This is a genomic window from Thermoflavimicrobium dichotomicum (assembly GCF_900114055.1).
GTDB lineage: Bacteria > Bacillota > Bacilli > Thermoactinomycetales > Thermoactinomycetaceae > Thermoflavimicrobium > Thermoflavimicrobium dichotomicum.
Map to the genome: position 1 here is coordinate 215013 of NZ_FORR01000003.1, position 12483 is coordinate 227495.

A 12483-nucleotide genomic window follows, 5' to 3' on the forward strand; every position below is an offset into this window, starting at 1 on the left:
GAACCAAGCAGGGTGAATAATATGGCTATTTATCTCGATCATGCAGCAACCACACCGCTTGATCCCAGAGTTCGGGAAGTCATGCTCCCGTACTTGACGGACTTCTTTGGAAATCCTTCGAGTATTCATCGATTTGGTCGAGAAGTTCGTCAGGCGATAGATCGTGCACGAATGCAAGTAGCAGATGCCTTGCAAGCGGATCCGAGTCGAATTGTGTTTACCAGCGGGGGTACAGAAGCGGATAATCTGGCGATTATCGGAGTAGCTGCCTGGTATAAGGAACAAGGTAAAAACCATGTGATTACATCGCAGATTGAGCATCATGCAGTTTTGGATGCATGTAAATATCTGGAAAGAGAAGGGTTTCAAGTTACCTATTTACCTGTAGACTCACAAGGAATGATTCGTTTGGCTGACTTGCAACAGGCGATTACTCCGCAAACTTCGCTCATTTCGATTATGTATGGAAATAATGAAGTGGGCACGATTCAACCGATTCAGGAGATCGGAGAAATCGCTCGATCAAAAGGTGTGCTGTTTCATACCGATGCTGTACAGGCTTTTGGTATGGAAGAGATCAATGTAGAGCAGTTACCTGTCGATTTAATGACAGTGTCAGCACATAAAATTAATGGCCCCAAAGGTGTAGGAGCATTATATTTTTCCAAAAACGTTCACCTGTTACCAAGAGTCTTTGGAGGAGCCCAAGAAAAGCGGCGCAGACCTGGTACAGAAAACGTCCCTGGGATCGTTGGTTTTGGAAAAGCAGCAGAAATTGCCAAAGCAGAACGAACACAGCATCGTGAGCATATGTGGCATCTGCGAAAGCGCTTTTTGGATGAACTGACAGCTCAAGGTGTATCGTTTGTAGTAAATGGTCACCCGGATCTAACGTTGCCGCATATTTGCAATATCAGCTTTCCGGGGATGGAAACAGAAACACTGCTCATTAATTTTGATTTGGAAGGAATTGCTTGTTCTAGCAGTTCTGCATGTACTTCAGGTACATTAACCGTATCGCATGTGTTAAAGGCCATGCGGTTACCTGAGGAAAGAACCCGTTCGGCTGTTCGTTTTAGCTTTGGCAAAGGGAATACCGAGTTGGAAATGGAACAGGCAGCCGAGAAAACAGCGAAAATCATCCGTAGACTGACGACTTCCTAGGGAGAGCAAGTTTATAAAGAGAAAGGAAGAGATACATTGAATCTCAATAAAATGGAAGACTGGGAAAAAGAGGTAGATAGCATTAACTGGAAGTCGATGCTCGAAGAGATAGATGAAGCGCTATTGGACAACTTGGCAGTAGAAATAGGATTTCGTACTTATGAACAGTTGGAAGAGGTATCTGAACTGGTTGTGGATGATTATTATATCTGTCATTTATCAGACGGACGCTGGGTCTGGTGGAATCCGAATGAATATGCGACAAAAGACCCTGAGTATTTTCACAGCCTTGAGGAAATCAAGCAATTTATTGCTGACTTTCTTCAATTGGATCCAGAGAAGATGAAACAATTGGAAGAAGGACTGGCACAAGTACGTCAAACCAAAAAATGCTTGTATTGTGAATATGAATATGACCCAGAAGCGATTGAGCATTCGGGTCAGGCACTACAGGGATTTTGTTCAACAGAATGTGCAGTTGAAATGAAAAAAATGCGAGCAAAAGAGGAAATAAATAGATAGCAAACGACCTCTTTCGTGAGGTCATTTTGAGACTGTTGACAGATGTACTTCAGGGGCTGGGAGAGCCCCAGCTGATGAAAAAGCATGAATTTGAAATAAAAAGTACATTGTCAACAACCTGGAAATGACCTCTTCTTTGAGGTCATTTTTTAAGAGGATGTGTAAGTAAATGACCCAAGAACAACTGGAACTATTTTCTGAAAGTTATATCAAGGGTTCTTTTATTCAGGAAATTTTCTACAATGAAGAAAATGGCTATGGTGTCTATTTACTGAAAGTCCATGAAACATCTTTATCTCTGGATGATGAAGAAATGATCGTGGTAGGTCATCTCTTGCGTCCTCATTTGGAAGAAGAAATATATACCTGTTACGGTGAATTGCGGAAACATCCCCGGTTTGGTTTACAGTTTCATATACAGCGCATCAAAAAGGAGATGCCGCAAACCGAGGAAGCGATTGTAAAATATTTGTCCAGTGATTTATTTCCTGGCATCGGAAAAAAGATCGCCAAGCGAATTGTGGATCATTTAGGTATGGAGGCATTGGACAAAATCGCAGCCAATCCGGATGTATTAACAGAAATCAAAGGGATTTCAAAGAATCGTGCACAAGAAATAGCGGATAGTTTAAATGAGCATCATGCTTTGGAACAAGCGATGGTTTTTCTTTATCAGTTAGGATTGGGGCCTGCCATGGCTTTAAAAATTGTACAATTGTATAAACATCATACCATTTCGATGATTAAAGAGAATCCGTATCGGCTCATTGATGATGTGGAGGGTATTGGCTTTCGGCGTGCTGATGAACTGGCGCAGCAACAAGGGATGGCAGAAGATGCACCCGAGCGATTGCGTGCAGCTATTTTGTATGTGCTAAAAGAAGCTTCACAGTCAGAAGGGCATGTATTTTTAACAAAAGATCAATTGATGGCAAGAGTGGATGAACTGTTAGGGGAAGGGATTTTTTCTGATAAGATTCAGCAAGAGACTCTTGGCCAGCTGGTTCAGGATGAGCGGATTTATGCTGAAGAAGATCGTTATTATTTACCCTCCCTGTTTTATGCAGAAGTCGGAATGGCTCATCGTGTGAAGGATTTGTTGTCCCAAGAATTAGAACATACTTTCCCTATGGCAGAACTGTATCGGGTAATTGGTGAAATCGAAGAGGAATGGAATGTAAGTTATGCGGATCGACAGCGTGAAGCCATGATCACGGCTCTTTCATCTCCTCTCATGATATTGACAGGTGGACCAGGGACAGGAAAAACCACTGTTATCAAAGGAATTTGTCAAATGTATGCTCGCCTGTTCGAGTGCTCGATCGATCCACAAGACTATGAAGGGACAGATCGGCCGTTTCCCATTCGATTGGTGGCACCAACCGGACGGGCGGCGAAACGAATGTCTGAGGCGACTGGGTTACCAGCCATGACGATTCACCGTTTACTGGGCTGGAAAGGTGATTTTTTTGAACATGATGCGATGAATCCGATCAGCGGCTCATTATTGATTGTGGACGAGGTCTCCATGCTGGATATTTGGCTGGCCAATCAATTATTTCGTGCCATTCCGAAAGGGATGCAAGTCATTTTGGTGGGAGATCAGGATCAGCTTCCATCAGTCGGTCCAGGGAAAGTATTGTATCATTTGTTACAAGTCAAAGAAATTCCACGAGTAGAGCTTACTGAGATTTTTCGCCAGGCAGAGGGTTCTTCCATTATTCGTCTGGCTCATGCAGTAAAAAATGGGGAAGCTCCTGATGATTTATTGGAAAAATATCCGGATCGACGTTTTTTTCCCTGTCGGCGAGATCAGGCACTCCATGTGATATTGCAAACATACATGAGTGCGATTCGACGCGGTTATACTTTGTTTGATGTACAAGTGTTAGCTCCTATTTATAAGGGACCTGTCGGTGTAGACCGGATTAATCAGGAAATACAGCAAGCCATCAATCCACCGGATCCACAGAAAAAGGAGATCAAATGGGGAGATTCCCTGTTTCGGCTTGGGGATAAAGTATTACAATTGGTGAATCATCCAGAACACCCTGTATATAACGGGGATATGGGGATCATCTCTGCCATTGATGAGCAAGCTGGGCCCGATCAGCCTGTATTATGGGTCTTATATGATCAACAATTGGAGGTGCCCTATAAGCGAACTCAGCTAAATCAAATCACTTTGGCTTATGCGTGTTCTGTTCATAAAGCCCAGGGATCCGAATTCCCGATTGTGATCTTTCCCATTCTCCAAGCGTATCGGCGGATGTTAGAACGGAATCTAATCTACACTGGGATTACGCGAAGCAAGTCATACCTCATATTGTGTGGTGAAAAAGAGGCATTTACTCAAGGAATCAAGCGACAACGCGGTGAGGATCGCAATAGTCGGTTAAAGAGCCTGATTGAAGAAGAGTGGTGAAAGAAATCAATTGCTGTAAACAGAATGGAAAACAGTTCCCTGTATGCCTCCTTGAACGCAATCCATACTAAGAGTAGCGAAAGGAGGCTGATTCCTTTTGCTTAACTCTCAAGAAGTGATGGGTCTTTCTGTGATTCATCTAAAAACAGGGAAAAAAATGGGGACAGTGACGGATCTTCTCTTTGATGAGACACAAAAACTGTGCGGATTATTGATTGAGAATGGCGGTTGGTTAAGAAAAAGACGGTGGTTACCCATCAAAGAAGTTTATTCGATCGGGAAAGATGCCGTTTTGGTTCACAGCGAAGATGCCTTGCAACCATTGGATTCTTCCACCAAAAGTTGGACAGGGGTGTTATCCGGGCAAAAGAAATTAAGAGGTTTACCCGTTATTTTGTCCAATGGATGTGAAATTGGGCGGTTAGAAAATGTCTATTTTATGGAAGAAGTGGGAACGCTGGTAGGGTACGAGCTTTCTGATGGCTGGATGAATGATCTGAAAGATGGACGAAAAATGTTAAAGTCCAACTCACCACTTGTCTGGGGTGAAGATGTGTTAATTGCCCCAGTTGACCAGATTCAGTTAAAAGATAAGAAATAAAGGGTGGAAGAACGATGTTGCTTCGCTGTCCCAACTGCCATTCTCACGACTTGGGAAGAGTAGGAACCAATCAGCATTATTGTTGGCATTGTTTTATTGAAATGACAACGGAAAATGATCGAATCTGTTCAGTTTTTCAGGTCGAAGAAGATGGCAGCCTCACTTCGCTAAATGATTTGTTTTTGGATGATTCATCTCAAGAATATTTAGCTTAAAGGAGGGGAAGCATGAATCGCAGAATTTCATCTGTTATCCTTATTTTGTTGAGTGTAGTTGCACTTGTTTTCCCCTTCATAAAGACGCGTAGAATGAAACCCTTGTTCAGACGCAGTTGGTCATGGATCAAACGCATGAAATTGGATATTGTTTTTGGAAGAGCATTGACGAATCTTTGGAGAAAAAAGATCATGCGACGCCTGCGCTTGGTATAATGCAAGAACCTCTGGAGAATATCTCCGGAGGTTTTTTGTGGTCATAAAAAACTGGGATTTTCCGTATCTTATGGATAAGCAGTAAGAAGCGGTGTTTTACTTGGAGGTGACCCCATGAAGAAATGGACAGAATCGCGTTTGTTAACGATTTCTTTACTGATTCTCATCTTTTTGGCGATTCTTTTTTTGTTATCGCATATGGGATCACTATTTAAAGCAATTGGATACTTTATAAAGGCAGTAATTGGTCCTTTTTTAATTGCGATGATCATTTCTTATCTTCTAAATCCGATTGTCAATGTACTCAGTCAGCGAATGGTTCCGCGTTCGCTCGCTGTGCTAATTATTTATACCTTATTTGTTTCTTCTTTTGTTATATTGGTCATGAATTTATTTCCGATGATTGAAAAGCAGCTCAATGAATTAGCTGAACATTTACCTGAATGGAACAGGCGAATTGAGAGCCTGGTAGATGAATACAACCATCATGGTAAAGACATGTTGCCACAAAGTATTCAAATGGGAGTGGAAAGAGCGTTAAAGCGGATTGAACAGAGTATCAGTGATGGTATTGGCAATATGATGAGTGGAGTGGGGAATACCATCAATCAATTTTTCCTGGCTTTGATTATCCCTTTTCTTGCTTTTTATATGATGAAAGATGCACGGGATTTAGAGCGATCATTGATTGCGATTTTACCTAGAGATAAGCGGCGGCAGATCGTCCGGCTACTAAAAGATATGGATCAGGCATTGGGAAGTTATGTGCGAGGGCAATTCATTGTTTGCCTGGCTGTCGGTTTGCTTGCGTATATTGGTTATTTGATCATTGGACTGCCTTATGCTTTAATATTGGCCTTGGTAGTCAGTGTGTTTAACATTATCCCTTATCTGGGTCCGTTCATTGGTGCCATTCCTGCTGTTTTAGTAGCGATTTCAGAGGAAAAAGAGATGGTTATGGGTGTGATTGTGGTCAATTTAATTGTACAAGTCTTGGAGGGAAATATATTATCTCCACAGATTGTAGGACGTACCTTGCATATGCATCCTTTATTTATTATTCTGGCTTTACTGGTAGGAGGAGAAATGGGTGGAGCTGTTGGGTTAATATTGGCTGTTCCGATTTTTGCAGTGGGGAAAGTGATATTTGAGCACATTGTGTCTTACTATATTCAACACCGGATTTAGCAGTCTTAAAAATTTTCGTGTTGGCCTATGGTTTTTTCCAAAAAAAGTGTATAATATTGTACATATAAATATGGTCAAAGTCGAAATCGTATATCGAAAACATGGTGATGGAACCTGAGTGTCACAGATCGCCGTCAGAGAGGAAAACCCTTAGGCTGGAAGGTTTTCTCGGTAAGAATGTGATGCGGCCAGTTCCGGAGTGCAGCTAATCCCTGCCGGCGATTTTTCGTCGTTATCGAAATGAAGTGATCATACGATGCGATTCGTATGATAATAAGGGTGGTACCGCGGGAAAGCCTTCTCGTCCCTGTATTTAAAGGGGTGATGAAGGTTTTTTTATTTGGGGGAGTTTCTACTTGAATTCATTGTATTCGATCATTAAAGGAGGATATATATGAAAGCAGCTGAGATTCGTCGAAAATACCTCGAGTTTTTTGCGGAAAAAGGACATAAAATCGAACCAAGTGCTTCACTTGTTCCTGTCGATGATCCCAGTCTTTTATGGATTAATAGTGGAGTTGCCACATTAAAAAAGTATTTTGATGGACGATTGACTCCAGAAAATCCACGGATTGTGAATGCCCAAAAAGCGATTCGTACCAATGACATTGAAAATGTTGGTTACACAGCCAGACATCATACTTTCTTCGAAATGCTGGGAAACTTCTCAATCGGTGACTATTTTAAAGAAGATGCCATCACTTGGGCATGGGAATTTTTAACGAGCCCGAAATGGCTGGGGTTAGATCCAAACCGTCTGCATGTAACCATCCATCCCAAAGATGATGAAGCCTACCAAATTTGGCGTGAAAAAATCGGGCTTCCTGAGGAACGTATTGTCAAGCTGGAAGATAACTTTTGGGATATCGGCGAAGGGCCAAGTGGACCCAATAGTGAGATTTTCTTTGATCGGGGAGAAGCATTTGGAAGCCTGGATGATCCAGAATGTTATCCAGGTGGAGAAAATGAACGTTTCCTTGAAATTTGGAATCTGGTGTTTTCCCAGTTTAACCATAATCCAGATGGCACCTATACCCCACTGCCAAATAAAAATATAGATACAGGTATGGGATTGGAACGGATGGCTTCGGTGATGCAAGATGTTCCCACTAACTATGACACGGACTTGTTCCAACCCATTATTCAGGCAACATGTGCTCGAATAGGAGTTAAGTATGGTGAAGATCGTGAAACGGATATTGCTCTAAAAGTAATTGCCGATCATATTCGTACATTGGTTTTTGCCATCGGAGATGGAGTTCTTCCTTCCAATGATGGCCGTGGGTATGTGTTGCGCCGGTTGTTACGGAGAGCCGTTCGCTATGGACAAAAATTGGGAATGAATGAGCCATTCCTTTATGAATTGACAGGCGTAGTAGCTGAAATTATGGTGGATCACTATCCAGAACCTGCAGAGAAAAAGGACTTTATTGAAAAAGTGATTCGTGGAGAAGAAGAGCGTTTCCTGGAAACATTGGCTGATGGCTTGCGAATTTTGGAAGAAATGATGGACGAGGCCAAGAAAGCAGGTCGGAATACCATTACCGGTGAGGAAGCATTTAAATTGTATGATACCTATGGTTTCCCCATCGATTTAACCGAAGATGTGGCAGGTGAACGTGGTTTTAAGGTAGATCATGCCGGATTTGAAAAGGAAATGGAGTTGCAGCGCGAACGTGCTCGGGCAGCCAGACAAGAAGTGGATAGCATGAAGGTGCAAGGCGGAGCTTTGGCTGATCTGGAAGTAGAGTCGAAGTTTATTGGTTATCATGAATGGGAAAGCGTGACGGAAATCAGTGCCATTATTTATGAAGATCAATTGGTTGATTTATTGGGAGCAGGTAAAAAAGGATTGGTCATCTTAAAAGAGACACCATTTTATGCTGAGAGTGGTGGACAGGTAGCAGATAAAGGATGGATTCGTACAAGTGAGGCAGAATTGCGCGTAGAGGATGTACAAAAAGGCCCACGTGGAGAACATGTACATCATGTTGTAGTTGAAAAAGGAGTTATTCGTCAAGGAGAGAAAGTAACAGCTACAATTGATTCGCACTTGCGTTCACAAATTGTAAAAAATCATACAGCGACACATTTATTGCACAAGGCTTTAAAAGAAGTATTGGGATTACATGTAAATCAGGCTGGTTCGCTGGTTGCACCTGATCGTTTGCGTTTTGACTTTACGCATATCCATGCCATGAGCCAAGAAGAAATATCTGAAGTAGAAAGACGGGTCAATGAACAGATCTGGAAAAATATCCAGGTAGAGACCATGATCAAACCGTTAGAAGAAGCCAAAGCAATGGGAGCCATGGCCTTGTTTGGAGAAAAGTACGGTTCAGTGGTACGCGTTGTTCGTGTGGGAGATTATAGTCTGGAGCTTTGTGGTGGCACCCATGTAAGAAATACTGGCGAAATCGGGCTTTTCAAGATTGTAAGTGAATCAGGAATTGGTTCGGGAACCCGACGAATTGAAGCAGTAACAGGAAAACGTGCTTTTGAATATTTGGAGGAACAGGTTGGAATCCTAAACCAGGTAGCTCATTTACTCAAATCTTCGCCACATGATTTATTAGACCGGATTGAACAGTTGCAAAATAGATGTAAGGAGTTGGCGCGGGAAAATGAATCGCTCAAGGCAAAAATGAGTCAGGCCGCTGCCTCTCAATTACAAAATCAAGTCAAAGAAGTAGCTGGGGTACCTGTATTGGTTGCTCAAGTAGAAGCAAGTGATATGAATAGCTTACGAAAGGTATTGGATGATCTGCGACAAAAAATAAAAGAAGGAATTATCGTACTCGGGGCAGTAGCAGAAGAAAAAGTGCATTTAGTTGCAGCTGTTTCGCCAAAATATGTTGCAGAAGGATTCCATGCGGGTAAATTAATTAAAGAAGTTGCCACACAATGTGGAGGCGGAGGCGGTGGACGCCCTGATTTGGCTCAAGCGGGTGGAAAACAGCCAGACCGCTTGCCACAAGCGTTGCAATTAGTAGAAGAATGGGTTCAAAAACAAGCGAAATAGTGTAGGGATCTCAAAAACAAGAGGTTAATTATTTCAAACGTGCTCAATGGTCCCTTTCTCAAGTGCTGGTTTAGCAGTAATCATATTCTTGATGGAGGGGTCATTGAGCCAATTTATCACCAAATCTTGCATTTATCCATCCAGTTATATTTTCTTTTTGGATTCCCGTACAAAGCAAACAACCTTATCCCATGTCATTTGTTTTTTTCGATTTCACCATAAAATTGTCGTCCATGAGGAGAGGAGATGAGTAATCCATGGATGATAAAACCATGCAGTTCAATTTTCATGGTGAGAAGGAGTCAAGCCCGCGTGAAGTATTGATTCATGTGTATGGAGCGTTGAAAGAAAAGGGGTACAACCCGATTAACCAGATTGTCGGATATTTGATTTCGGGAGATCCAGCCTATATTCCACGTCATAATAATGCGAGAACACTGATTCGAAAACTGGAGCGAGATGAATTAATTGAGGAATTAGTGAAATTCTATCTAGAAAGGAACTCAGAAGATTGAGCTTGACCACCAGTAAAAGAGTGATGGGCCTGGATTTGGGCGAAAGACGGGTAGGTGTTGCCGTAAGTGATGAATTAGGCTGGACAGCACAAGGAATAGCAGTCATTCATCGGGATGATTCATCCAGTTGGCTTGACCAACTGGATGAATTAGTTCATCAATACCAAATTAAAGCCATTGTGATCGGGCTTCCGCGGAATATGGATGGAAGTATTGGGCCACGTGGTGAAGCTTGTAAACAAATGGCTGAGGTTTTGCAAAATCGTTACCATTTACCCGTTCATTTGTGGGATGAACGTCTATCAACTGCCGCTGTCGAACGTACCCTGATTGAAGCGGATGTCAGTCGGAAAAAGCGAAAAAAAGTCATTGATCAAATGGCGGCGTCTTGGATTTTACAGGGATATCTTGATGCTCAGGGAGGTCGTATGCATGTCTGAAATCAATGGACAAAAACAAGACAAAGAATTGGTAGAATACATCGTTTTGGACACAGAGGATGGAGAGAAAGAAAAGTTTCAGGTATTGGGTTACTTTGATCTTGAGGAAACAGGCAAAAAGTATGTGCTTCTAACTCACGAGGATGCTGAAAATGAAGAAGGAGAACAAGATGTTTTCGCTTACCGTTACTATGAAGATGGGGATGAGATCACTTTAGAAGAAATCGAGAGCGATGAGGAATGGGATCTCGTTGAGGAAACATTGAATACCCTTGTGGAAGAAGATCTCGTTTAATTCGGTGATGGAAATGAAACCACGAGCTGAGAGTCAAGCCAGAGAAGTTTATATCTTGCGTGATCAAATTGGACAGGGAAATCCTTTTTTGCATGGGCAGAATGAATACCAAATTTTACATGAAGTAGAAGTGGATGGTCAGCATTATGCGGTCTTGCAAAAGAGAGAGGATCATCCCGATGATGCTTATCTATTTCGGATTGATCAGCAACAACCGGTTGAAATTGAAGATGAGACGGAATGGGAAAATGTAGCAGAGGCAGTCGATAATTTACTCTACGATCGGAATGAGGGAAGTATGAGTTAGAAAAAGAAGGACTTCTTTCAGGATCATGGAATATAACGAGGAAGCTCTTTATCGATTTTTTATGTAAATCGAAGAGAATTCCTCGTTTTTTTTGTGCATATCGAAAGAAATATTTTACATTTATATATATACATATAAAGGTAAAATGATAAAATTTTCTATCCATTAGTTTTATTTGTCACTATTTTATTAACAAAGATCGAAGTACATTATTTTTTTAAAGAAGTTGTGTTAACATAGAAAAAGGTTTAGCAGTTGCAGGGAAAGGAGTATTTAATGAAAAATTGGCGCGTAATCTATTCAATCTTATTAGTGATTGCATGGGTAGCACTTGGATATCTGTATGTAGATTATTCTTTGGATTCTCCTCGAAGAAGTGACACGATCTATCTGAAAATTGAGCCGAAATCTTCGGTACAAGAAATTGCTCAGCTATTGAAAAAACACAAACTAATCAATCAGGATTGGTTTTTTCGCTTATATGTAAGGTTGACAGGGAAGACCAAGCTACAGGCAGGGATCTATAAAATAGAGCCAAATGAAAATCTTGATGATATGTTAAGAAAATTCGCTGAAGGTAAACAGGAAGGGATTAAAGTTACAATCAAGGAAGGAGCCAATGTCTTAGAGATTTCAAGCGAATTGACAAGAAAAGGATTTGATGGAAACGGATTTTTAAAGGCGTTAAAGAATCGGCAACCCAAGTATGACTTTGAAAAGCAGATACCAAATAATCCACAACGCTATTATCGTTTAGAGGGTTATCTCTTTCCTAGTACTTATTATTTTAAGAAAGGTGAAGACCCGAATGTTATTTTGGATGAGATTTTGGCACAATCCGACAAGATGATAAAAAAATATGAAAGTCAGATGAAAGGAAAGAGTTTAATTAAGAATAAGTCGATGACAATTGATGATGTATTGATCATTGCATCCATTATTCAAAATGAAGGAAGAGTAGAAAGTGAGTTTAAGAGAATTGCAGGAGTTGTTTACAATCGTCTAAATGCTCCGCAATTATTCCCGAAAATAGGCTTTGATGCATGCAGTGTATTTGCGAACATGATGGAAGGCGGAAAATACACAAGGGTCACAGATATGAACAAGCGGTTACTTAGCCCATATAATACGTATTTGAATAAAGGATTGCCACCTGGCCCCATTGGTAATCCGGGAGAGCATGCCGTTGAGGCTGCGATTAATCCGGAGAAAAATGATTACTATTATTATACGGCTCGATATGATGGGAGCAATATGCATTACTTTTCGAAAACGTTAGCAGAGCATAATAAATATATTGAGATAAGCAAAAAAAATGCAAAACAACTCAGTAATAGTTAACGATTTGAAACGGAAACTTTGGCAACAAGCCTCAGCTTAACACTGGAAGGATAGTGTTTAAGCTGAGGTTATTCTCAAAATATGGATATGTGTCTCCTGTGATTTGGGATGGGTACCTTCCTCCGTGATGACTTCTGTATATTCACAGTCATTCCCTAAGGAACCCATCCCTTCGCTTTATATTTTTCATCCTTCTGCAGGTGTTGAGGTGCTGTTGAAAACCTTGTCAACA

General features: G+C 41.3%; 13 protein-coding genes. All 13 read left to right on the forward strand.

Features of this window, described 5'->3' with window-relative positions; genetic code table 11:
• The first annotated feature begins 21 nt into the window (after window positions 1-21).
• Entirely contained in the window at window positions 22-1164 is a 1143-nt protein-coding gene (locus tag BMZ78_RS05460; protein ID WP_093228620.1) for a cysteine desulfurase family protein, read from the forward strand.
• A 36-nt stretch (window positions 1165-1200) separates the two neighbouring features.
• Entirely contained in the window at window positions 1201-1686 is a 486-nt protein-coding gene (locus tag BMZ78_RS05465) for a hypothetical protein (protein WP_093228621.1), read from the forward strand.
• A gap of 169 nt (window positions 1687-1855) precedes the next feature.
• Entirely contained in the window at window positions 1856-4111 is a 2256-nt protein-coding gene (gene recD2, locus BMZ78_RS05470) for an SF1B family DNA helicase RecD2 (protein WP_093228623.1), read from the forward strand.
• A gap of 97 nt (window positions 4112-4208) precedes the next feature.
• Window positions 4209-4712 carry a PRC-barrel domain-containing protein gene (locus BMZ78_RS05475; protein ID WP_093228624.1) on the forward strand — a complete coding sequence of 168 codons (504 nt, stop codon included), beginning with the start codon at window positions 4209-4211 and terminating at the stop codon, window positions 4710-4712.
• Between the two features lie 14 nt (window positions 4713-4726).
• Complete coding sequence (locus tag BMZ78_RS05480) at window positions 4727-4927, forward strand: hypothetical protein (RefSeq protein ID WP_093228626.1); 201 nt, start codon at window positions 4727-4729, stop codon at window positions 4925-4927.
• Window positions 4928-4939: 12 nt separating this feature from the next.
• Window positions 4940-5143: a hypothetical protein gene (locus BMZ78_RS05485; RefSeq protein WP_093228627.1), complete on the forward strand. Its 204-nt coding sequence runs from the start codon at window positions 4940-4942 to the stop codon at window positions 5141-5143.
• A gap of 114 nt (window positions 5144-5257) precedes the next feature.
• A complete protein-coding gene (locus BMZ78_RS05490) occupies window positions 5258-6331 on the forward strand; it encodes an AI-2E family transporter (RefSeq protein ID WP_093228629.1) in 1074 nt (357 codons plus the stop codon).
• A 394-nt stretch (window positions 6332-6725) separates the two neighbouring features.
• The gene (gene alaS, locus BMZ78_RS05495) at window positions 6726-9353 is read left to right on the forward strand and encodes an alanine--tRNA ligase (protein ID WP_093228630.1); all 2628 of its coding nucleotides are present in this window, start codon (window positions 6726-6728) and stop codon (window positions 9351-9353) included.
• 257 nt (window positions 9354-9610) lie between these two features.
• A complete protein-coding gene (locus BMZ78_RS05500; protein WP_093228631.1) occupies window positions 9611-9868 on the forward strand; it encodes an IreB family regulatory phosphoprotein in 258 nt (85 codons plus the stop codon).
• 23 nt (window positions 9869-9891) lie between these two features.
• A complete protein-coding gene (gene ruvX / locus BMZ78_RS05505) occupies window positions 9892-10308 on the forward strand; it encodes a Holliday junction resolvase RuvX (protein ID WP_093228708.1) in 417 nt (138 codons plus the stop codon).
• Window positions 10301-10603 (forward strand): DUF1292 domain-containing protein, encoded by a 303-nt coding sequence (locus BMZ78_RS05510; RefSeq protein ID WP_175482310.1) that lies wholly within the window; start codon window positions 10301-10303, stop codon window positions 10601-10603. Before ruvX ends, BMZ78_RS05510 begins: the two co-directional genes overlap by 8 nt.
• Window positions 10604-10616: 13 nt before the next feature.
• Window positions 10617-10910, forward strand: a complete 294-nt coding sequence (locus BMZ78_RS05515; protein ID WP_175482311.1) for a DUF1292 domain-containing protein — start codon at window positions 10617-10619, stop codon at window positions 10908-10910.
• 276 nt (window positions 10911-11186) lie between these two features.
• On the forward strand, window positions 11187-12251 hold the full coding sequence (gene mltG, locus BMZ78_RS05520; protein ID WP_093228638.1) for an endolytic transglycosylase MltG: 1065 nt from the start codon (window positions 11187-11189) through the stop codon (window positions 12249-12251).
• Window positions 12252-12483 lie beyond the last annotated feature (232 nt).

Coding starts and splice junctions, on each gene's coding strand:
- BMZ78_RS05515 (WP_175482311.1), top strand. CDS start 10,617: ATGAAACCACGAGCTGAGAGTCAAGCCAGAGAAGTTTATATCTTGCGT.
- BMZ78_RS05490 (WP_093228629.1), top strand. CDS start 5,258: ATGAAGAAATGGACAGAATCGCGTTTGTTAACGATTTCTTTACTGATT.
- BMZ78_RS05510 (WP_175482310.1), top strand. CDS start 10,301: ATGTCTGAAATCAATGGACAAAAACAAGACAAAGAATTGGTAGAATAC.
- ruvX (WP_093228708.1), top strand. CDS start 9,892: ATGGGCCTGGATTTGGGCGAAAGACGGGTAGGTGTTGCCGTAAGTGAT.
- recD2 (WP_093228623.1), top strand. CDS start 1,856: ATGACCCAAGAACAACTGGAACTATTTTCTGAAAGTTATATCAAGGGT.
- alaS (WP_093228630.1), top strand. CDS start 6,726: ATGAAAGCAGCTGAGATTCGTCGAAAATACCTCGAGTTTTTTGCGGAA.
- BMZ78_RS05480 (WP_093228626.1), top strand. CDS start 4,727: ATGTTGCTTCGCTGTCCCAACTGCCATTCTCACGACTTGGGAAGAGTA.
- BMZ78_RS05460 (WP_093228620.1), top strand. CDS start 22: ATGGCTATTTATCTCGATCATGCAGCAACCACACCGCTTGATCCCAGA.
- mltG (WP_093228638.1), top strand. CDS start 11,187: ATGAAAAATTGGCGCGTAATCTATTCAATCTTATTAGTGATTGCATGG.
- BMZ78_RS05485 (WP_093228627.1), top strand. CDS start 4,940: ATGAATCGCAGAATTTCATCTGTTATCCTTATTTTGTTGAGTGTAGTT.
- BMZ78_RS05500 (WP_093228631.1), top strand. CDS start 9,611: ATGGATGATAAAACCATGCAGTTCAATTTTCATGGTGAGAAGGAGTCA.